Raw genomic sequence first — 20,927 nt, 5'->3', positions numbered from 1 at the left:
GACAAAAAATATTTTCTTAATTCATTTTTTTTTCAAAAAGACGATTATGTTCCCTTTTTCCCATCCAGAATCATCTGAATCATTTTTATTTTTCTGTTTTCTCTTGTTTCCGGTTTCTTGGCTTCTTCAATCCAGCGGATGTATTCCTTTTTGTGAGTGTAACTCATTTTGTCAAACAGACCTTTTGCATCCGGATTTTCATTAAAAACAGAGGCAATGTCATCGGCAATTTCAACCACTCTTTCTTCCTTGTCCTCAATAAGAGAAACAGAAACCTCATCGCCGAAAGTTTTACCAAGCTGTTTTCTGACTTCTTGGGTAAGTCCTAAAATATGACAATCTGATTTCATTTTAGCCAGGCTTCCACGGTATTCGATTTTATTATCAAATAAGGCTTTAATTTTTACCTGTCCTTTTTTATTAAACAATTCCTCCGTAGAAAATGGAAATTCTACAAATGCAGCATTCATTTCTCCGTTTTGCTGAATAATGGCTGTAAATTCAATTTTTTTAAGGATCATGATGACATGTTTTAAGAGTCAAAAATAAAAAAACCGTGAAAGTAAATTCACGGTTTCAAAAAATATATCAAAAAATATTATTTTTTCTTGATTTTCTTAGGTGTTGCAGTAGTACCTGAGTTTTTAGTTTTTGTATCAGCTGGAGTATTTTCACCTCTTACAAGCTTTAATTCATCAACTAATCTTCTAGCACCTGCAAACTTATCGATTGTCCAAAGAACAAAACGAACGTCTACGTTAATTGTTTTCTGCCATTCCTGTTCGAATACAATATCACCGCTTAATGCTTCACTGTTACCGTCGAAAGCAATACCGATAAGGTTTCCGTCTCCATCAATTACCGGAGAACCAGAGTTACCTCCTGTAATATCGTTGTTAGAAAGGAAGTTTACAGGCATATATCCTGCAGCATCAGCATATTGTCCGAAATCTTTAAGGTTGTAAAGATCAATCACTCTTTGAGGAAGATCGAATTCTTCATCACCTTTCTTGTATTTTCCAACAAGACCTGTCATATCTGTATAGTAGTTATCAGTAATACCAAAATAGTTTCTGTCATTTCTGATAGGTAATTTATCTACTGTACCGTAAGTTAATCTCATGGTAGAGTTAGCATCCGGATAGAATTTTTTCTCAGGCATAGCCTTCATTAGACCTGCTAAGAAAAGACGGTTATTTTTTGCAAAATTATCATCAATTTTAACAAATCTTTCTGTGCTTATCTTTTGATCAGCAATGATTCCGTTAGCGGCTTTCCAAAGAGGGTCAGCATCAAGTTTCAAAGCATCTGGGTTCAATAAGAAGTTTGTAGCAGAAGTCTTGTTAGCAAAGATTGAAGAGTAAGCTAAATTAGAAACTGTTTTAGCATCTAACCCTAAAATAGTAGCAGAAGCAACATCAGGGTTTTTAACTCTCGCCTGATAAAGGCTGGTCATAGCCGCAAGCATTTCTCCTTCCAAAGATGGATTGAAGTTTTCATAAGCAGCTTTGATGGCAGCTTCAGTTTTAGCTTTCATTGCTAATCTTCCCTGCATATCCTGCGCAGCATAAGCTTTAAGTGCAGAACCTACTTGTAATGCAAGGGTAATATATTTTGCATTTCTTGAAAACTGAGAAGCATAGTTTCTTTCAACATTTCTATCAGATACTTGCTTGTAATAAGTACCAATATCTTCTAAAACGCCATTGTATTGATCGTTTCCTGGCATTGCAGCCCACTTATTGTAAGTTTCTTCGATCTTTTGTTTGTCTGAAATTGTTCCGTTTTTCTCTACTGCATCAATAGTTCCCTGTCTGTTTTTCCAGTAGTTAGCTACTGAAGCATATTGAGAAGCATAGTTAAGCTGGGTTGCTTTATCCTTGTCCATGTACTTTTTCATTACATCCATAGCAAGTTTAGAAGCTTCAACCCAAGCCGGGTAATCTTTAGTTACCATTTGCTGAATTCCGTAAGAAGTCAGGTAACGGTTTGTTCTTCCAGGGTATCCTAAGATCATTGAGAAATCACCAGGCTTAATTCCTTTAAGAGAAACCGGAAGGAAGTGCTTAGGTTTTAAAGGAGTATTGCTTGGAGAATATTCAGCAGGGTTTCCTGCAGCATCAGCATACACTCTGAAAACAGTAAAGTCTGCAGTGTGTCTTGGCCATTCCCAGTTATCTGTATCTCCTCCGAATTTTCCTAATGATGAAGGTGGAGCACCTACTAATCTGATATCTTTATAATCCTGATATACGAAATAGTAGAATTCGTTTCCGTTGAAGAAATCTCTTACTACGACAGTATATTTCCCGTTTTCAGAGTTTTCTGTCTGGATTGCTTTAGTTTCAGCATCAATAACAGCTTTTCTCTCTGCTCCGGTCATATTGTTGTTTAGCTTAGAATTGATTCTCTGCGTAGCATCATCCATTCTCACTAAAAATCTTACATAAAGATCCTTTGCATTGAATTCGTCTTTCTGCTTCATTGCCCAGAATCCGTTCTTCAAATAATCTTTTTCTGGTGTAGAAGCAGCAGCAACAGCACCGTAACCACAGTGGTGGTTGGTAAATATAAGTCCTTTATCAGAAACAATTTCACCTGTACAGAATCCACCGAAACTTACGATAGCATCCTTTAAACTTGAATTGTTTACTGAATAAATTTCTTCAGGCGTAAGATGTAGACCCTCTTTTTGCATATCAACACCGTTAAGTCTTTTGATGAGCATTAGCAGCCACATCCCCTCATCCGCCCTCATCTGAGCAAAGCCCAGTAAGAAAGTGAATAGTAGAAATAGTCTTTTCATTTTATAAAATAATTTTTGTGTCGCTAATTTACTAATTTTTACGAGATTCTGTCCCGGAATGGTATGAAAATGGGATGATAATCCGCATGAAAAAAATACTATTATCACTTTTTGCCGTTTTACTTTTAGGAGTTGTTTTGAATTGTTCCACAGTACCGGCTAAAAATCCTTCCCTTCAAAGGCAGTGGATGCTGATTTCACTGGATGGTTTTTCAAAAGACCAGCTGATAGCTCATCAAGCAGAAATGAATCTGACAGCCAATATGGTGAAGGGTAAAATTCAGGGGAGTGCTTACATGGGATGTAACCGGATGTCTTTTGTATCAGAATTTAAAAAAGAAGGAAAAGTAAAGATTTCAAATAGAATCAGTACGATGAAAGCATGTCAGGATATGAATCTTGAAACCTCTTTTCAGAAGAAAATAGAAACCATGACTCATTATTCTATCGAGGGACATTTTCTTACGTTATCCGATGATCAGGGGAATTCAATGAAATTTGTAGCTGCTGACTGGGATTAATAATGGCCTATTACGATATAAAAAGTCCGCATTGCAGCGGACTTCTTTGTTTGAAAAATCTAGTTTGGTTATCAGCTTTTTTGCGGTTATTAGCTTTTGAGAGTCATTAGTTTTTTGGAATCGTTTTTTTTATTTCTTCCAGGGTTGCTGTGTTAGGCAGCCCGGTAACTGTCATTTTTGTGTTCCTAGAATTTATAGTATTGTGATATGCCTGTCTGTTGGGGATTGTTTTTTTAATGTCTTCAAGACTTGCTGTATTGGGTAGAAGCTTTCCTGAATTGTCTGCAACTGCTTTGGGTTTGGAATCCTGTTTTTTTACTTCAAGACCATGATCAGAGACCATACCTGAGTTTACCGTTTTATTTTCGTCTCTTTCTTTGGCTTCCTGCATGAGTTTTGCCTGTTGTTCTTTTGCCTGTTTTACAACCAATGCCTGGTCTTCCTCTAGCGGAGCAACTTTTTTATTTTCCTGAGCATAAATAATAGTGCTTAAAAATAATAACGGGATAATATATGCTATTTTCATGACGGTTTATTTTATGTTGACTAATACTTGAATTTTTCCAATTTCTTTTTGGTCATAATCCTGAAGCGCTTTTCCGATTACCTGTCCAATTTTTACCATTTTGATATTGGCTTTCATTGCAACACCCGGTTTGGATGAAGTAACCAACAGGTCACCTCTTTTTATTTTTCCATTCTCAAGGCATACTTTGGTAGGGATTACCCCAATGACTCCCATTGGAGCTTTATCTGAAATGTCAGTGTCAATATGCTCTTCTGTAAGCAATACACCCGGTTTAGTGGCATATACACCTGCAACAAGAGTGGAATAGGGAGTTGAAGATTTTTCAACAGTTCTGTCTGCTTTTGTTGAGATGACAAGAATATCACCAGGCTCATATTCAGAAATATGTCCATTGACATCAAATGCTTCAGCAACGTCAGCACCGCTGCTTTGAGTTCCTCCATTAAAGAATCCACGTCCGGTATTGTCAATACGAGCCACATTTACAGCACTAGGATTTCCGGATCTGAATACAGCAATAGAACCGGCACTTCGGGTTTCTGCTGTAAGAGGAGGATTGGTATTGGAGGTGTTATAATTAACGAACCTTGCGGCGCGGCCTGTTCCAAAATTAGGAATCCATGCATAAATAGCACTTCCTGTGCCGTCTGCTGTGGTTTCTACACCATCCCCTGTGTTGGATGCATTAGCTGTTATACCGTTACCATTTCCATCTGCAATAGCAATCAGTGCAGGGCCGTTTCCGGCAGGATTACTGGCATGAAATAAACCTCCATATCCTCCTGTACCGGAAGAAATTCCATAAATCCCAGCAGTGCCGAAGTTGGCAAACTGTGAATTTACTTCTCCTCTCACTGCCGCTGAAGTTCCTGTGGTTCGGTCTACTTTGAAATTCCCTGCAATACCGTTTCCAATTGTGGTTACTGTTATAACATCACTGGTATTATTCTCATTGAAGATGTTAAACCTTCCGGCTCTTCCGGTAGCAAAAGTAGGAACCCATGCATAGAGAGCGTTTCCAGCGCCATCAATGTTGGTTTCAATTCCGTTTCCGTCTTTGCCTGCATTGGCGGTGATTGCATTTCCGTTACCATCAGTCAGTGCAATCAATGAAGCTCCGTTTCCTGAAGGGTTTGAGGCATAAAATAAACCTGCACGTCCTCCCGTTCCGGAAGAAATTCCAAAAATTGCGGCGGCACCAAAGTTTCCGAAAATAGTATTTACTTCTCCTCTTACTGCAGCACCAACGCTATTGGTATTGTCAACGAGAAAAGAGGCTGCATTTCCCTGGGTGTTGTCCGGAATATTTCCATTTCCATTCGTTTCTACCTCAAAAGTATTCCCTGTAGTATTTGTTTGGTTAAAATTTTCAAATCTTCCGGCACGACCTGTACTGTTATTTAAGCCTACCTGTCCGTAAACACCGATACCGGTTCCGGATGTATTGGTAGCTACAAAACCTCTCACCCCATATCCACCTCCGTCATTACGGCCTACTACTGCTCCGGCAATATCACTGGTTGTTCTACCCACTACCGCTTCACCGCCGCCGTTGTTGTCACCTACAACACCCGCAGATGTCTGTGCAGAAGTTATTCCTTGTACCCCAAATCCTGCTCCGGTAGAACTTCTTACTCCAGCTCCGTTTCCTGAGGTTGTAACATTTACAACGGTACCATTTCCTACGCTGGATGCATTAAGAGCAACATTATTATTCGCATTATTGAAGATTGAAATACTTGCAGGGATTCCGTTATTACTGGTAGCAGTAAGACCGGTTCCTGTATTACTGTTGGCATAAACCCCGGTGCCGTTAGCACTGGCATTACCATATACACCTAACCCATTTGGAGTAACACCGTATACTCCCCATCCACTTCCGGCCTGGCTTCCGTATACACCTACTCCAAGTCCTCCGGTTCCGTTATTAATACCACGAACCGCTGAAGAAAATCCTCCGGGGGCTACATTGGTAACGACCCCTCTTACTGCTGCAATATTGGAGGTTGTTGTATTATTATTACCCTCTAAAGATGTTCCATCACCGTCATTGGTTAATGAAAACAAAGTAGAGGCATTATTGACTGTATTTGTATAGGGAATTGCAAAACTTCCGCCTCCGCCACCTGCTGATTTGGCATACATGGCATAAGGAACACTTAGCAGCTGGCTGGTTCCTACTATGGTATAGCTTGTTCCTCCTGCAGGGTCAGTTTCTGTTTTTAAATAATAGCTTCCTGCAGGCCAGTCGATGGTGGCAAATGTTCCGGTGAGTACAGTTCCTGTTCCTATTTCAAGGCTGATAAGTCCGTTGGCATTGGTGTTTCCGGTAAGTCTTTCAGAATAGACTGCGACTCCCGCAGGAGATCCCTGCAATATGCTTACTCTCACGGCGATTCCCTGATTGACTAGGAGTTGTCCGGAACCGTTTCTCATGACAGCTTGGTAACTCATTTTTTCCGGAGCCTGAGAAAGTCCCATAAAGAAACCGGTCAGGATCCAAAACAGTGATAATATTTTTTTCATGGCATTTTATTTTTTAATGATTTTAAAAGTTTTAATATTCTCTCCATTTTGGGTAATCCTGATGATGTACATAGCTGAAGGAAGTGAGGAGAAATTAAGCTCAGATTTTGATTGTGAGATCTTGTCTTTTTTTACCAGCTTACCTTGGGCATCGAATAACTGATACTCTGATCCTTTGAAATTATTTGAAGTAAAATCTAAATACAAATAATCTCTGAAAGGATTAGGGTAGAGCAAAATACCATTGAGTTCAGAAGAAGTTTCAAGGGAAGTAAGAGTGATAATTTCGTAAGGCTGTTGAACGCCTTCGAGAACTTGTCCTGTTCCTTTTTCCAGATAGGTGGTCTGACCTATGCTGTAAGAAACAAAACCATTAGCTGCTGATGCATCCAGTCCGGTTGCCAGAACTGCAGATTGAGCGTGCAGTATGGGGACGGAAAAGACAGACAGAATAATACAATAAATAGATATTCTTTCCATGGATAACAGTTTTGGTGATTAATAGATGTGTTTTTCTGGGGGAATTTGGGAAGACTAAATTACCACCTATCTCAATCAAATGACAGGAAAATAGACCAACGGCAGAAATAATCGACCAATGGCATTTTATGAATTATTATTGGCTTTTTTAAGGATTGAAAAAAGAAAGATTATCCTTGTAGGTTCGGCCGATAGGTAGCTTGATGTGATGAGCGAGCTCTATTTCATGACAGCTTTTTCCTCGGATAAGATGGCGCGGAACCGCATAGCTTCTGTGTATTCTGACAAAAGAATCAAAAAAGTTTTTTTGCAGGAGGTTTCCCAGAGAGTTTAAAATACAGTGGTTTTTTTCAAGAGTGATAATTCGGGTATAGTCTTTCAGGGCTTCCAGATACAGAATATCTTTCATCTTAATCTGAAAAATATGACCTCCTTCTTTTATCTTGATGCAGTTTTCTCCTATCATGGCATCATAGCATTCACATTTCTCCTTGATTTCAAAAAAATTGAAGAGTCTTTCCATAGAATGATGAAAACGTTCTGCGGTAAGTGGTTTGGTAATGAAATCTAATGTGTTGATTTCAAAAACCCCCGCAGCCAGTTCAGGATGTGAACTTACGAAAATACATGCGGGTATTTTATGGGCCATCTTCCGAAATTCAATACCGCTGATTCCCTTTAAATTGGTTTCAGTAATCAGAAGATCAACAGGAAGGTCAAGATAGGGAATCGCCTTTTCTGCAGAATCAAAAGTGCCAACAATTTCAATGTTTTGATATTGCCTGATATAATGCTGAAGAACCAGCCTGTCCAGTTCATCATCATCAATAATCATACATCTGATATGCGTAATCATGATATTCCGGAGATTAGTTTTTAATTTAAATGTTTAAAAATCAGAATTTTATTACATAAAGTTATTGATTTTTTGTATATCATTCACCAGTAAACTTAAATTTATATTAAAATATGTTATTAAATAAAAATTGATTTTGTTTTTTTTCTGAAAAATATTAACTTGTAAAAATCATAAACATAGACAGAACTTAATGTTAGAAAAGAAAGAACATAACTATGAGAAAGCAGTCTTGGTGGGTGTTATTACTCAAAATCAGGACGAAGAAAAACTGACGGAGTATTTAGATGAACTGGAGTTTTTAGCTTTCACAGCGGGCGCAACCGTACAAAAGCGTTTTACCCAAAAATTAACTCAGCCTGATTCCAAAACCTTTATCGGAAGCGGAAAAGCCATTGAGATAAAAGAATATGTAAAAGAAAATGAGATCGGAACTGTAATTTTCGATGATGAGCTCTCTCCTTCACAGCTTAAAAACCTGGAAAGAGAGATGGAAGTTAAGATTTTGGACCGTACCAATCTTATCCTTGATATTTTTGCCCAAAGAGCACAAACTTCGTATGCAAGAACGCAGGTGGAATTGGCACAATATCAATACCTTTTACCACGATTGACAAGAATGTGGACTCACCTTGAGCGTCAGAAAGGGGGAATTGGGATGAGAGGTCCCGGTGAAACGGAAATTGAAACTGACCGTCGTATTATCCGTGACAGAATTACTTTGCTGAAAGAGAAACTGAAGACCATTGACAAGCAGATGGCAACTCAGCGTAACAACCGTGGAAAAGTGGTTCGTGCAGCTTTGGTAGGATATACCAACGTGGGGAAATCTACTTTAATGAATTCCATTTCGAAATCTGAAGTTTTTGCCGAAAATAAATTATTTGCAACCCTTGATACTACTGTAAGAAAAGTGGTGATCGGAAATTTACCGTTTCTGCTTACAGATACCGTAGGATTTATCAGAAAATTGCCGACTCAGCTGGTAGAATCATTTAAATCTACTTTGGATGAGGTTCGTGAAGCTGATCTTTTGATCCATGTGGTGGATATTTCTCATGAAAGCTTTGAAGATCACATAGAATCTGTAAATCATATTCTGATGGAAATTAATGCTCATCAGAAACCTATGATTATGGTTTTCAATAAGATTGACGGCTTCAGTTATGAGAAGAAAGATGAAGATGATCTTACGCCTTCTACCCGTAAAAACGTCTCTCTGGAAGAATGGAAAAAGACATGGATGGCAAAATCAAAATACCCAACTGTATTTATTTCTGCTTTAACGAAGGAAAATTTCCCGGAAATGAAGAAAATGATTTATGATGAGGTCATGAAGATTCATATTTCCAGATTTCCATACAACGATTTTCTTTTCGAATATTTCGATAACGACGAAGAAGAAAGCAACAATTAATGAAATATCACTTTTTCCTTTTATTCATCATGTTTTCGGTTTTTGGGTTCAGCCAGAAATCAAAAATTGATTTAAAAGCTATTGAGAAAAGTCTCAGAACTTCAGATTCTCCCTACAATTATGAAAAGCTTATTTTCAAATATAAAGGATATCCAAAGTCTCTGGATAGTATAGAATCTCAGTATCTGTACTACGGAAGAAATTTCAGGAATGATAAAGTAAGTACATCAGAAGAAAGTTTTAAAAGTCTTGCAGAGTCCTTTAAAGAAAACAATTTTGCAGAGTGTATCAAACAGGGAAAAGCTTTATATGGTAAAGATCCTACCAACCTGGATATTCTGCTGATTCTTCTTAGGGCTTACGACTCTGTAAAGGATGGAAATAACTTTATACACCATCTGAACCAATTCCGCGCCCTTACTGAAGGTATAAGAAGTTCGGGAAACGGAAAATCTGAGAAAACAGCTTATATCGTGAATTCTGTAGGGGATGAATATATTTTGCTCAATATTCTGAATATAGGACAGGATTATAAAAGGAGCTCAAAACCTGCTAAAGAAGGCATGTTTGATATCTGGGAAAAAGACGGGAAGCAGATTTATATCAAAATACTCTATTTGGAACTAACCAATTAATCTTAAAATAAAAAACACTTAGTGGAATTATATTATTCATTTTCAGCATTAATCGTATTAGCATCAATATTTGCCTATCTTAACTATAGGTTTTTAAAGCTTCCAAGTACCATCGGAATTATGGTGATCGCCATTGTGGTTTCTATTTTTCTGGTAATGTTTGGAGAAACCGTTCTTCCGAGAACTTTCGGACATCTTCACAACCTGATGAATGGGATCGACTTTACGGAGGTTTTGATGGGCGCTATGCTTAATTTTCTACTCTTTGCGGGGGGAATTCATATTAATATTAATGATCTGAAAGAACAGTTCAGGCCTGTTGTTATATTTTCCACAGTAGGTGTTGTAATTTCTACTTTTGTTGTGGGATTTGGAATGTTTTATCTGCTTCCTTATGTAGGCGTTAAACTTCCTTTTATCTACTGTCTTGTTTTTGGTGCCCTGATTTCACCTACTGATCCGGTAGCTGTTCTGAGTGTACTGAAACAAGCTAATGTGTCAAAATCTCTGGAAACAAAAGTAGCCGGAGAATCTCTTTTTAATGACGGTATGGCGGTGGTAGTCTTTACAGTGATCTTACAGCTGGCGGTCGGAAAAGAAGTGGATCTGAGTGTGGAAACCATCGGATTGCTTTTGCTTAAAGAAGCAGGAGGCGGTCTATTGCTGGGAGTTCTGCTGGGTTGGGTTACTTCAAGACTGATGCGTGAAGTGGATGATTATATTATTTCAGTATTAGTAACACTTTCTGTTGTTATGGGAGGATATCTTATTGCCCGTCAAATGCATATTTCAGGGCCGTTGACCATGGTGGCAGCAGGGTTGTTTATGGGGAATTTCAACAGAAGTTTCAAAATGAAATCTGTTACACAGGATTATCTGATCAAATTCTGGGAATTGATTGATGAAATTCTGAATGCTGTATTATTCCTGTTCATAGGATTTGAACTTTTGATGATTAAAGATCTTAGACATTTCATGATTCCAGGTCTGGCTGCTATTGTGGTTGTATTGTTTGCTAGGTTTATTTCCATCTGGGGACCTACAAAATTTACTTCTCTGAGAAAAAGTTTCAGTCCGCAGACCGTGAAAGTTCTGGTTTGGGGAGGAATCCGGGGTGGGGTTTCTATTGCCTTAGCGATGTCTATTCCTAAAAGTGAATACAGCGAGATTATATTAAGTATTACCTACTGCGTTGTGGTATTCTCAATCATTGTTCAGGGGCTTACCATTGCCAAAGTGGCCAACCCTAATAAGATTGCCAAAGAAGAGGAAGAGCAGGAAAGTATTGCTGTAGAAGAGAAAGCTTAAATTGTAATATGAGTATTGTTAAAGAAATACAGGAAGCACTTGCTGTTTTGTCTATTCCTGAAAAAGCAGAGTTTTTTCCAAGATTTTTCAAAACAGGAAAAGGAGAATATGGTGAAGGAGATTTGTTTCTGGGCGTAAAAGTTCCGGATCAGCGTTCTGTTGCCAAAGAATATTATTCAAAAATCAATTTAAAAGAACTCAGTGTATTACTTTCCTCAAAATACCATGAACATAGGCTAACCGCTCTTTTTATACTGATTTCAAAATTTGAAAAAACAAAAGATAAAGCGGTAAAAGAAGAAGTGGTTACTTTTTATCTGAACCACCTTCTGTATGTGAATAACTGGGATCTGGTAGATTCTTCCTGTTATAAAATTCTGGGAAGATATACTTTTGAAAATCAGAAAGAAAGCCTTCTGAGAGAACTTTCAGAGTCTGACGAAATGTGGCATAAGAGAATTGCTGTGGTAGGAACAATGCATTATATTAAAAAGGGATCATTTGCTCTTACCAAGGAATTTGTCACCAGAAATCTGAAACATTCTCATGATCTGATGCATAAAGCAAATGGCTGGTTATTAAGGGAAATGGGTAATAAGAATGAAGGAGAGCTCATCAGCTATTTGAATCAGTATTACAAAGAAATGCCGAGAACCTGCTTACGATATGCCATTGAAAAACTGGACGAAGATCTTCGCCAGGATTATCTGAAAGGACATATTTAAAAAATAATATACAGAAATAGTACCGTATTTTCCCCAAAAAAAGTACCGGAAAACAGCTATTTATGTTCAAAAAATCAAACAGAATAAGGTTTTAAGGTCAAAATTGAGTAATTTCGTGGTTTTAAAACCAATCATGAAAAATTTTCTCAAATTATTTCTTCTTTTTCTTCCTTTGTTATTCCTGACAAGCTGTTTCGATATTCTTGATAAAGTGAATGTAAAAGCTGACGGAACGGGAGAATATACCATAATCCTTAACGCCAGCAAAAGCAAGACAAGGCTGGCATCCATCTCCAAAATGGAAACGATTAACGGGAAAAAAGTTCCGAAAAAGGGTGAAATTGAAAACAAAATCAATGAAGCTGCAAAAATTTTTAAGGCAACTCCCGGAATCAGTAATGTGAAAACATCCATGGATTTTGACAATTATATCATCAAACTGAGCTGTAATTTCAAAAAAATTGAAAATATCAATGCCGGTCTGGAAAAGCTGAAGGCTCAGAATATATTAGGCAAAATGGTTCCCACACAAGTCTACAGTCAGAATCTTGAAAAGAAGACGTTAACCAGAAATAAAGTAAATACTTTCAAGGCGGATTATGACAAGATGAATAAGGCGGACAAGGAAGTTTTTAATGATGCCCGATATACTTCCATTATGCAGTTCGAAAGTACGGTAAAATCACAAACCAATAACACTTACATACTTTCTCCCAATAAAAAGGCTCTTAAACTGGAAGCTGATATTCTGGATCTGATCCTTCAGAAAAAACAAATACAAAACACAATACTTTTTCAATAAATTTCTAAACTATAGTCATGAAATCTATCTTATTAAAAACGCAATTTTTTTTTTTCGTACTCTTTGGCTTTACCCTGGTTTTTGCCCAAAACAGTATGAAAATCCCGTCCGACGCTGTATTTTATATGGAAGTCAACGGAAAACAGCTTAATAATAAAATCAACTGGAATAAACTGAATCCTTTGCTGCATGAGCTGAGTAAAAAGAGTAAAGAAAACCTTTCATGGACAGATTACTCCAAAACAGGAATCAAATACGATGCTGTTCAATACCACTACGCAAGTTTTAATGATTCTATTAAAGCATACAATACCCATTTTATCATCGATAATAAGGAAAAGTTCCAGGAATTCATTAATTCTGTAAAGAAAAAAGGGCAGGAGGTTTCCAACAGAAAAAATTATTCTTACGTAGATATCAATGATGATATTTTTGTTGCCTGGAACGGAAGCCGTGCTATGCTTAGCATGATAAGCTATACCAAACCTTATAAAGACCTTTGGGCAGAAGAAGCTGTTGCAGACAGTACAGCCGTTGCTGTTGTGGACAGTGTTGCGGTAGATGCCATAGATGCTGGTGATAGTGCTTATACTGATGAGCCTGAAAAACCTTTTAATTATAAGGAAGAAATCAAAAATCTTAAAGATGATATTAAATATCTTAAAGAAAGTATTAAGGATAACAATCTTGAAATAGCAAGAATTCAGAAAGATATCAAATATCTGCAGAAACATCACAAATATCCTGAGGAAAAAGAGAATGCTGAGAGCCCTGAGAATGAAGAAGAGATGCCTAATGAATCTTATGAAGAGGAAGATAATGCCTATAAGAAAGAACAGGATTCTATCCGCAGAGAAAACTTCAAAATTGTAAAAAAGAATGCTGAAGACCGTTTTGATCAATACTTCAGTTCAAACTTGGAAATTGAAGTTCCTAAAGAAATGCTCGCGTTCAGAGATGGCAATTCTGATGTGTTTGTATATACAGACTATGGAAGAATCGTAAATGACGGAATCTATGGTAAGATGACCAAGTTGTACAGCTATGGGCAGTTCTTCAAAAACATGTACAACTCCAATTATTCGTACAATCTGTACTTTGATAAGGATAAAGTAAGACTGGTTAATAATTATCAGCACAAAAATCCTGAGATTCAAAAGAATATCTCTGCCATTTATAAAGGAAAGAAAAACAAAAAACTGCTGGAACTGATCAATGAGAAAAGTGTGGGTTACTATGCAATGAATGTAAATGGAGCAAAGTGTTTCGACATGATGTACAGTCTTTTTCAGGACTCCGGAGAAAATGAATACAAAAAAGAAATGGAACTCATCATGGAAACCATGAAAATTGTTCTGGATGAAGAAGCCATTACCAAAATTGCACCCGGAAACGGAATATTTGTTTTGAATGAATTGAAATCCAAAACAGTAGAGTATACCGATTACGAATATGATGCTGATTTCAACGAAAAAGAAGTAAAGAAAACCAAAGAAATTGCTGTTCCTAACTTCACTTTCGCTTTTGCAACAGAAAATGAAGGCTACTGGAACCGTATTTTTGATATGCTGACAACTAATAAGAAGCTGTCTAAAAGATTCTCTAAAAAAGGAAATCTTTATACTTTTAAAGAAGAGAAAAGCGGAGGATATATTGATCAGCTGTTCTTTACCGTAAAAGACGGAGTGGTGTATCTGATGAGTTCTGCAGACAACAATGTATCTGTAGGCCAGTCTGATATTTCCAGAAAATGGGCAAAAGATTCAGCCAAATATCCGTTATCAGGAAGGCTGGATATTAAAAAATTCTTAATCGGTTTGGATAAAGAATTCAAAACTCCAAAAGAAAGAAAAGCCCTGGATGCCATCAGAAAAAATGTAGGTGAAATGTACTATAAGACGGAGGTGAAAGGAGAAAGTATCCAGACTGAAATGAATTATAATATTAAAGATTCTTCGGAAAACAGCTTAATGTATTTCTTTGATGTATTCGATCAGGTTTTTAAAACAAAAGAAACAGAAGAGAAACCACAAATTTTATAAATGAAGAAAAAGAAGATTATTGTCCCGTTACTTTTACTGTTTGCTGTGGCAGTCTATTTTGTAGTCTTTCATAAAAATAAGACCCTCAAATATATTCCCGAGAATGCAGATGCCGTAATTTTAATAGATATAAAGAAAGTAACGGGACAGTACCTCTTCAGTTGGGTAGCCCACCCCTCACAATGGTCCGGGAGCAAGACCAAGGGTAAAGGATCTGGTTCTCTGAAAGATTCAGGAATCCAAATTCCGGATTTTCTACAGATTTTCCATGTCAAAAACACTAAGTTTTCCGAGTGGTATAGTGTTGTAGAATTGAAAGATTCACAAAAATTCATTCATTTTCTAAAAGCGCAAAGGTTTGCAGATCAGGGAAATAACCGCTTTCAGAAAGATCAGGTCTTTCTTATGATCAATGGCAATCATTGTATTGCAGGAACTTCAGATTCGGCTTTTGAAACGATTCAGAAACAGCTTCTTCAGGCGTCTTCAAATACTGTCCTGGATGCAGATCAGTTTATTCATAACACTGCAGGGAGTATTTCTTTTATTTCAGGAAAAAGAATTCAAAACTTTTCTATTGAGCTAAAGGATGATGAAATTGAAATCAAAAACAATTCAGATTCTGAAATTTTTAATTCAATAATCTCTAAACTTCAGACCGGTAATCACTTTCTGGAGCTTGAATTAGACAAAGAAAATATCAGGCATTTCAGCAAGGGTTTTAACAAAAACATTGCTGACTCATCGCAGATCACTAATATTAGAGCTACAGCTGATCTTGAACAGGTTAATGATACGATCATCAGTTATGAATATGACGATAATTTTAATGAAGTTGAAAAGAAAACCTTTCAAAATATTACCCAACCTAACTATACCATAGATCTCAAAAGCAATGATCCCTTAAAAACCTGGGAATTCTTTCAGGCTAAAAAATGGATCAATAGTGAAAATCAATTCACAGAAATTCCTTTTCAACCCAATCAAGCCAGCCAAAATAATAACGGCGTTGTCATACAATCAACCCGAAAACCCATTTCACTGTCACCTCAGCTGAAAGAAAATTACATCTTCATCAGAAACAACAAGCTGCTGTATTCTTCTTTAAAAATGCTGAGTGCCAGCGAAAAAAGAATCATCTCGGATATCGATTATATATTCTATGGGAATAAATCAAAGGATTATTGGGTGAAAATAAAAGCAAAAAGTGGAGAATTACCCCTAATTTTACGGTGGTAAAAAATAGAAACCTAAAATGATCTATTAATGGCTCCATCAGATATCGCATTGCTCAAAACATGTACTCATTATTTTCTGCATCTTGTTTTTCCGGCCTTTATTGCATTGATTTTTTATCGTAAAAATTGGAAAAAGGCATATTTTATTCTTCTGGCTACGATGCTGGTAGATCTGGACCATCTTTTTGCTCATCCCATTTTTGATCCTTCAAGAGGAAGTATAGGATTTCACTTTTTACATTCATATTATGCCATTGCGGTGTATTTTTTGCTGCTGTTCTTTAAAGGAAATATAAGGATTATAGCAATTGGGCTTCTGTTTCATATGTTCACAGATTATCAGGACTTTAACTTTTGGCCTCATTAAAATATTATTAATATTTTCTTTTGATATTGAAATTTCTATAGATTTTTTGTATTTTGTAGTCACTTTATGAGACCTAAAGAATTTTTACAATACACCTATATTTTTCCTATTCTGGCAGTAGGATACTACTTTTCCGGTTTAATGGGAAGTGGTGTTCTTTATGATATCCTTGCCGGTATTTTATTGATCGGAAGTGTTCTATCAGCAGTACATCATGCTGAAGTAGTCGCTCATAAAGTAGGAGAACCTTTCGGAACAATTATTCTGGCTCTTTGTATCACCATTATTGAAGTTGCGTTGATCATCTCGCTGATGGTAGCCGGCGGAGATCAGGCGATCACGCTGGCCAGAGATACCGTTTTTGCTGCTGTAATGCTTATTCTTAACGGAATTCTGGGAATATGTATTTTAGTAGGCGGCGTTAAATACCATGAGCAGTTTTTCGCAAGAACCTCTGCAACTACTTATCTGGTAAGTATTGTTTCCATTCTTGTACTTACTCTTGTTCTGCCTAATTTTACTTCCAGTGTGAATGGCCCTTTCTATAACGAAGCACAGCTTATTTTTATATCAATAGCATGTCTTGTCATCTACGGTATTTTTCTGATGGTACAGACGGTAAGGCACAGAAGTTATTTTATCGTTCCTGACGAGCATCCGGAAGAACATTATATTCCTTCATTAACAAAGACTCTTGTAAGCTTTGGATTTTTGGTCGTTTGCCTTGTCATTGTTGTACTGATGGCAAAAGGACTTTCTGATACGATAGAAGGAATGGTACAAAGCCTTGGAGCTCCAAAATCTCTGGTAGGGGTAATTATTGCCGCTGTGGTTCTTCTTCCTGAAGGGGTAGCCGCAATTCGTGCCGCAAGAGCCAATCAGATACAGTCCAGTTTAAATCTGGCATTAGGATCTGCATTGGCAAGTATTGGTCTTACCATTCCCGCAGTTTCAGCAGTGTGTATTATGTATGATATTCCACTGGTATTAGGCCTGGACAAAAAAGACATAATCCTGCTTTCTTTATCGGTATTTATCGTAATGCTTTCTTTGAGCCGTGGAAAAACAAATGTCCTCTATGGAACAGTTTTATTAGTGAATCTGGCGGCCTATATCTTTACGGTAATCGTTCCTTAAATAAGAAGTAAAAGCCTAGTGTAAACTCCATAGCCAGAATTTCATAACACGAACCTCGCATCCCGAATCGTGTAACTCACTACAGTCTTCTCGCTAATTCCATCTTGAAAGCCATGAGTTTTGCTATATTCTCAGATTTATAAATAGCCATATCTGCATTTTCTCCTACGAAATTTTCTTCAATAGTGGTACGCCAAAGCAGCAGCCATTGGTCAAAGTGTTTCTGTTCCATAGCCTGTATTTCATTAATTGGGAAGTGTACACCCATCGGGTTTCCTTTATACGTCATCTGTCCAAAAAGGATAGATTCCCAGAAAGAGTACATTTTAGGAAGATGCTGATCCCAGTCTACTTTAGCAATATCATTAAAAAAGAGCCCTATAGTCTCATCCTTAACTACTTTGGCATAAAATGCGTTGACAAGATGTTCAATATCTTCTCGTGATTCAAGCTTTTTCATAGCCCAAATTTAGGGTAATTTGTGTAAAGGATTCCAATCGGTAAATTGATAAATTTCATATAAACAGTATTTTACAACCCATCCCGCCAAAACATACAACCGTAAAATGAAAAATTAGGAAACATTAAAATTTGATTAATTCACAAAAAAACGCCTTGAAAGAATATGATTTTTGTAAATTTAATTATTAAACACTAAAAAATTATTAAAATGAATAAAAAAATCAATTCTGTTTTGATTCTTTTATTAGCATTTTCAGTATCATGTTCAAGGGATGAAGTGAGTTCTATGAATGATGATCCGGAAAAAATAAATTATGCTGATACAAAGCGTGCACATTTAACACAGGCAGAGATGCTTCAGAAAGGCTGGAAAGTTGTAGATGAGTTTAAATTGCCAGGCAATAATAATCAGGGGATAAACTATACTTCTACCCATGAAGAGCGTGAAATTCCTTTCAAACCAAATCACCTGAAAGATATGGGATATGATGTTAGTTTTTCCGGAGAAAGAACGAGATTGAAAAATGTTTTTGCCTACGCTGGTCAGGTTCCGGATGGAATTATATTTAATCCTGATCTTTCTGTAGACGGAGATGTCCGGAATACGGCTCCTAATCCTAATGTTTCCATTGTTTTAGGAACACCTGAGGTAAACATAAAAACAGACGGAGTAGATTTACCGGATAATTCCTATACCACGGAGGCCATTAATAATGGAGATAGAGAAAGTGAAATTACAGTAACCTATTCCTATAAAAAGGGATATTCTACTTCCTGGAAGCGCACTGTCTCAGGCTCATTTGAAGTGGCAGCATCCGTATCTGTTGATATTCCGTTAGTGGCAAAAGCTTCTGCCAGCACAAAAGTTGTTGTAGGAGGAGATACAACGGAAGGCACAGAAACTTCTGAAGAAATTACCGAGACCAGCAGCTATAAGACTATCGTACCGGCTCACTCTAAAAAAAGTATTTCTATTCTGACGAAATTAAAAGGGTCTTCTGTTGAATACTTTGTACCTATGAAATTGACCGGAAGATTACAGGCCAACTTTCCTTCTCCGGCAGATGGACATTATTATTGGGCTTTTCCTATTGAAAACTTCCCTGATTTTCTTTCCAATATACACGGAGAGTCGGGGATTGTAAAATCTGTAAGCAATGTAAGTGTTACTGTTATGGAATCACCTGCGCAGAAGATATAAAAACACCTTTAAAAAAGATTGTAGAACAGCAGAAATTCAGAATTTCTGCTGTTTTGTTTGAGTAAAAGTTCCTTAAAGACCCATGGGAAAGTAATCTGTGATGATTCCTGAAAAGCATAGGTGTCTTAATAGATTCTATTCTTAACTTTGTTTTTTAAATATTGATATGTTGAAGGGTAGGGCTGAGCAGTAACCGGCTTATTGCTAGAATAGAATCATAATATAAGATCGTTAAAATGATTAAAAAATGACAGGAGGATTCAGAAAAAAGATCCGTCAGAAAAATGCGGAAAACAGTGGTTTCGGAACTAATGCATCCGGGAGGTTCATCAATAAAGACGGTCTCCCGAACGTTAAGAGAACAGGGGTAAATGTTTTCAACAGATTGAGCTGGTATCATACCATGCTGAATTTGTCTTCATTTCGCTTTATTTCTTATTTGGTTATCGCTTATATCCTCATTAATCTTGTATTTGCCATGATCTATTACCTGATTGGAGTAGAGCATCTTACGGGAATAGACAAGAGTGATCCGTTAAATGAGTTTATCGATGTGTTTTTCTTCAGTTCTCAGACTTTTACCACTGTTGGATATGGGAGAATAGCGCCGGTAGGTTTTTTGGCAAGTCTCGTGGCTACTTTTGAAGCTTTTCTGGGATTGCTTACCTTTGCCATTGCAACGGGTCTTTTTTACGGAAGATTTTCAAGACCGCGGGCATACCTTAGATTTTCTGATATTGCAGTAATTGCTCCTTTTCAGGAATCTTCAGCATTAATGTTCAGGCTTGCTCCTTACAAAAACAATGCATTGACGGATGCAGATGTTATTGTATCTGCAGCCATTGAGGTGATAGAAAACGGAATCGCCAAAAGTAATTTTTACAGGCTTAATACACAGATGAGTAAGATTAATACATTAGCACTCAACTGGACTGTGGTCCATAAAATTGATGAAAACTCTCCGTTTTATGGTTTTTCTGAAGAGGATTTTAAAAACACAGATATTGAACTTATTATACAGGTTCGTGCATTTGATGAAGTATTTTCAAATACCGTGGTTCAGAGGTCTTCATATACGACAGGAGAAATTATATATGGAGCGAAATTTGTCCCGATGTATTATCCTAACAAAGAAAATCTCTCAACAGTGCTGGATCTGGATAAAATCAATGAATATAAAAAAGAAAAACTTCCGGACTTAGTGGCAAATAAAGAATAAATGAATTTAGATTTTTATAAAAAACAGGCTATACAAAAGCAGAAAGAACACAAGAAATTTCTGGACGGATTAAAGAAAAAACCGCCCAAGAATCTTGATTATATAGTACAGGAAACCCATGATGAAGTTTTTGAGGAAATAGACTGCTTACAATGTGCCAATTGCTGCAAAACAACCGGTCCTCTTTACACCGAAAAAGATATTGAGAGAATTTCCAAACATCTCCGAATGAAGTCTGCAGATTTTGAAGCCAGGTTTTTAAGAGTAGACGAAGACAATGATAAAGTATTGCAAAATCTTCCCTGTTTTTTCCTGAATAATGATAATACCTGTTCTATCTATGAGGTAAGGCCGAAAGCCTGTCGGGAATACCCTCATACGGACCGTAAGAAGATCTATCAGATTAATAATTTGATGCTGAAAAATACAGTAATCTGCCCGGCTGCATTTGAATTCGTAGAAAAAATGATGAAGAATATAACGAAGTAGATTTCAAAGATAGAAGCTTTGATAATAAACTGCCTCAGTTAATATTTTTACTGAAATAAACTTCCAGCCTCCAGCTTCAATCTTCCCGCCAAATTAACCGGACTTATTTTGCAAATTCCTCTTAAATAATTATAAAGTACGTTAAATAAGATACATACGCATAATTT

20 protein-coding genes are annotated in these 20,927 nt (G+C 36.9%); 13 read left to right on the top strand and 7 right to left on the bottom strand.

Annotated features, from left to right (window positions below; all coding sequences use genetic code 11):
- Positions 1–44: 44 nt before the first annotated feature.
- The gene (locus ODR02_RS05420) at positions 45–521 is read right to left on the bottom strand and encodes a YdeI/OmpD-associated family protein (protein ID WP_309511793.1); all 477 of its coding nucleotides are present in this window, start codon (positions 519–521) and stop codon (positions 45–47) included.
- Between the two features lie 77 nt (positions 522–598).
- Positions 599–2,806, bottom strand: coding sequence for a S46 family peptidase (locus ODR02_RS05415; protein WP_309511792.1), 2,208 nt, complete (start codon positions 2,804–2,806; stop codon positions 599–601).
- Positions 2,807–2,892: 86 nt separating this feature from the next.
- Between ODR02_RS05415 and ODR02_RS05410 the strand changes: the two genes are divergently transcribed.
- Positions 2,893–3,327, top strand: a complete 435-nt coding sequence (locus ODR02_RS05410; RefSeq protein ID WP_309511791.1) for an META domain-containing protein — start codon at positions 2,893–2,895, stop codon at positions 3,325–3,327.
- A gap of 106 nt (positions 3,328–3,433) precedes the next feature.
- On the opposite strand, the gene ODR02_RS05405 is transcribed toward ODR02_RS05410, so the two are convergent.
- The 4 genes from ODR02_RS05405 to ODR02_RS05390 all read right to left on the bottom strand — a co-directional run bounded on the left by ODR02_RS05405 (position 3,434) and on the right by ODR02_RS05390 (position 7,718).
- Complete coding sequence (locus tag ODR02_RS05405; protein ID WP_309511790.1) at positions 3,434–3,853, bottom strand: hypothetical protein; 420 nt, start codon at positions 3,851–3,853, stop codon at positions 3,434–3,436.
- Between the two features lie 6 nt (positions 3,854–3,859).
- On the bottom strand, positions 3,860–6,382 hold the full coding sequence (locus ODR02_RS05400) for a beta strand repeat-containing protein (RefSeq protein ID WP_309511789.1): 2,523 nt from the start codon (positions 6,380–6,382) through the stop codon (positions 3,860–3,862).
- A gap of 6 nt (positions 6,383–6,388) precedes the next feature.
- Positions 6,389–6,862, bottom strand: a complete 474-nt coding sequence (locus ODR02_RS05395) for a T9SS type A sorting domain-containing protein (RefSeq protein WP_209786402.1) — start codon at positions 6,860–6,862, stop codon at positions 6,389–6,391.
- 148 nt (positions 6,863–7,010) lie between these two features.
- A complete protein-coding gene (locus ODR02_RS05390) occupies positions 7,011–7,718 on the bottom strand; it encodes a LytR/AlgR family response regulator transcription factor (protein WP_309511788.1) in 708 nt (235 codons plus the stop codon).
- 193 nt (positions 7,719–7,911) lie between these two features.
- On the opposite strand from ODR02_RS05390, the gene hflX reads away from it, so the two are divergent.
- From hflX to ODR02_RS05345, 9 genes are all read left to right on the top strand, one after another.
- The gene (hflX, locus tag ODR02_RS05385) at positions 7,912–9,135 is read left to right on the top strand and encodes a GTPase HflX (RefSeq protein ID WP_105683064.1); all 1,224 of its coding nucleotides are present in this window, start codon (positions 7,912–7,914) and stop codon (positions 9,133–9,135) included.
- Entirely contained in the window at positions 9,135–9,770 is a 636-nt protein-coding gene (locus ODR02_RS05380) for a DUF4919 domain-containing protein (protein WP_209786401.1), read from the top strand. The genes hflX and ODR02_RS05380 overlap by 1 nt, the downstream gene beginning before the upstream one ends.
- A 21-nt stretch (positions 9,771–9,791) precedes the next feature.
- A complete protein-coding gene (locus tag ODR02_RS05375; protein WP_309511787.1) occupies positions 9,792–11,078 on the top strand; it encodes a cation:proton antiporter in 1,287 nt (428 codons plus the stop codon).
- Positions 11,079–11,086: 8 nt separating this feature from the next.
- Positions 11,087–11,803, top strand: coding sequence for a DNA alkylation repair protein (locus ODR02_RS05370; protein ID WP_309511786.1), 717 nt, complete (start codon positions 11,087–11,089; stop codon positions 11,801–11,803).
- Positions 11,804–11,936: 133 nt separating this feature from the next.
- The gene (locus ODR02_RS05365; RefSeq protein WP_309511785.1) at positions 11,937–12,605 is read left to right on the top strand and encodes a hypothetical protein; all 669 of its coding nucleotides are present in this window, start codon (positions 11,937–11,939) and stop codon (positions 12,603–12,605) included.
- A gap of 95 nt (positions 12,606–12,700) precedes the next feature.
- Positions 12,701–14,647, top strand: coding sequence for a hypothetical protein (locus tag ODR02_RS05360; RefSeq protein WP_309511784.1), 1,947 nt, complete (start codon positions 12,701–12,703; stop codon positions 14,645–14,647).
- The gene (locus ODR02_RS05355; RefSeq protein ID WP_309511783.1) at positions 14,648–15,886 is read left to right on the top strand and encodes a hypothetical protein; all 1,239 of its coding nucleotides are present in this window, start codon (positions 14,648–14,650) and stop codon (positions 15,884–15,886) included.
- 27 nt (positions 15,887–15,913) lie between these two features.
- On the top strand, positions 15,914–16,252 hold the full coding sequence (locus tag ODR02_RS05350; RefSeq protein WP_309511782.1) for a DUF6122 family protein: 339 nt from the start codon (positions 15,914–15,916) through the stop codon (positions 16,250–16,252).
- A 66-nt stretch (positions 16,253–16,318) separates the two neighbouring features.
- Positions 16,319–17,389, top strand: a complete 1,071-nt coding sequence (locus ODR02_RS05345) for a calcium:proton antiporter (RefSeq protein WP_209786394.1) — start codon at positions 16,319–16,321, stop codon at positions 17,387–17,389.
- 79 nt (positions 17,390–17,468) lie between these two features.
- On the opposite strand, the gene ODR02_RS05340 is transcribed toward ODR02_RS05345, so the two are convergent.
- Positions 17,469–17,849, bottom strand: coding sequence for a group III truncated hemoglobin (locus tag ODR02_RS05340; RefSeq protein WP_309511781.1), 381 nt, complete (start codon positions 17,847–17,849; stop codon positions 17,469–17,471).
- A gap of 210 nt (positions 17,850–18,059) precedes the next feature.
- On the opposite strand from ODR02_RS05340, the gene ODR02_RS05335 reads away from it, so the two are divergent.
- The 3 genes from ODR02_RS05335 to ODR02_RS05325 all read left to right on the top strand — a co-directional run bounded on the left by ODR02_RS05335 (position 18,060) and on the right by ODR02_RS05325 (position 20,760).
- Positions 18,060–19,052, top strand: coding sequence for a hypothetical protein (locus ODR02_RS05335; RefSeq protein WP_309511780.1), 993 nt, complete (start codon positions 18,060–18,062; stop codon positions 19,050–19,052).
- A 247-nt stretch (positions 19,053–19,299) separates the two neighbouring features.
- Positions 19,300–20,271 carry an ion channel gene (locus ODR02_RS05330; RefSeq protein WP_309511779.1) on the top strand — a complete coding sequence of 324 codons (972 nt, stop codon included), beginning with the start codon at positions 19,300–19,302 and terminating at the stop codon, positions 20,269–20,271.
- A complete protein-coding gene (locus tag ODR02_RS05325; RefSeq protein WP_209786390.1) occupies positions 20,272–20,760 on the top strand; it encodes a YkgJ family cysteine cluster protein in 489 nt (162 codons plus the stop codon).
- The last annotated feature ends 167 nt before the right edge of the window (positions 20,761–20,927 follow it).

This window comes from Chryseobacterium sp. CFS2 (assembly GCF_036543225.1).
GTDB lineage: Bacteria > Bacteroidota > Bacteroidia > Flavobacteriales > Weeksellaceae > Chryseobacterium > Chryseobacterium culicis_A.
This window is presented reverse-complemented; position numbering and strand designations above follow the sequence as displayed.

Excerpts from the sequence above, each read along its gene's own strand:
- ODR02_RS05380 (WP_209786401.1), top strand. The coding sequence starts at position 9,135 with ATGAAATATCACTTTTTCCTTTTATTCATCATGTTTTCGGTTTTTGGG.
- ODR02_RS05365 (WP_309511785.1), top strand. The coding sequence starts at position 11,937 with ATGAAAAATTTTCTCAAATTATTTCTTCTTTTTCTTCCTTTGTTATTC.
- ODR02_RS05405 (WP_309511790.1), bottom strand. The coding sequence starts at position 3,853 with ATGAAAATAGCATATATTATCCCGTTATTATTTTTAAGCACTATTATT.
- ODR02_RS05390 (WP_309511788.1), bottom strand. The coding sequence starts at position 7,718 with ATGATTACGCATATCAGATGTATGATTATTGATGATGATGAACTGGAC.
- ODR02_RS05330 (WP_309511779.1), top strand. The coding sequence starts at position 19,300 with ATGACAGGAGGATTCAGAAAAAAGATCCGTCAGAAAAATGCGGAAAAC.
- ODR02_RS05335 (WP_309511780.1), top strand. The coding sequence starts at position 18,060 with ATGAATAAAAAAATCAATTCTGTTTTGATTCTTTTATTAGCATTTTCA.
- ODR02_RS05395 (WP_209786402.1), bottom strand. The coding sequence starts at position 6,862 with ATGGAAAGAATATCTATTTATTGTATTATTCTGTCTGTCTTTTCCGTC.
- hflX (WP_105683064.1), top strand. The coding sequence starts at position 7,912 with ATGTTAGAAAAGAAAGAACATAACTATGAGAAAGCAGTCTTGGTGGGT.
- ODR02_RS05410 (WP_309511791.1), top strand. The coding sequence starts at position 2,893 with ATGAAAAAAATACTATTATCACTTTTTGCCGTTTTACTTTTAGGAGTT.
- ODR02_RS05415 (WP_309511792.1), bottom strand. The coding sequence starts at position 2,806 with ATGAAAAGACTATTTCTACTATTCACTTTCTTACTGGGCTTTGCTCAG.
- ODR02_RS05420 (WP_309511793.1), bottom strand. The coding sequence starts at position 521 with ATGATCCTTAAAAAAATTGAATTTACAGCCATTATTCAGCAAAACGGA.
- ODR02_RS05340 (WP_309511781.1), bottom strand. The coding sequence starts at position 17,849 with ATGAAAAAGCTTGAATCACGAGAAGATATTGAACATCTTGTCAACGCA.
- ODR02_RS05325 (WP_209786390.1), top strand. The coding sequence starts at position 20,272 with ATGAATTTAGATTTTTATAAAAAACAGGCTATACAAAAGCAGAAAGAA.
- ODR02_RS05370 (WP_309511786.1), top strand. The coding sequence starts at position 11,087 with ATGAGTATTGTTAAAGAAATACAGGAAGCACTTGCTGTTTTGTCTATT.
- ODR02_RS05345 (WP_209786394.1), top strand. The coding sequence starts at position 16,319 with ATGAGACCTAAAGAATTTTTACAATACACCTATATTTTTCCTATTCTG.
- ODR02_RS05350 (WP_309511782.1), top strand. The coding sequence starts at position 15,914 with ATGGCTCCATCAGATATCGCATTGCTCAAAACATGTACTCATTATTTT.
- ODR02_RS05360 (WP_309511784.1), top strand. The coding sequence starts at position 12,701 with ATGAAAATCCCGTCCGACGCTGTATTTTATATGGAAGTCAACGGAAAA.
- ODR02_RS05355 (WP_309511783.1), top strand. The coding sequence starts at position 14,648 with ATGAAGAAAAAGAAGATTATTGTCCCGTTACTTTTACTGTTTGCTGTG.
- ODR02_RS05400 (WP_309511789.1), bottom strand. The coding sequence starts at position 6,382 with ATGAAAAAAATATTATCACTGTTTTGGATCCTGACCGGTTTCTTTATG.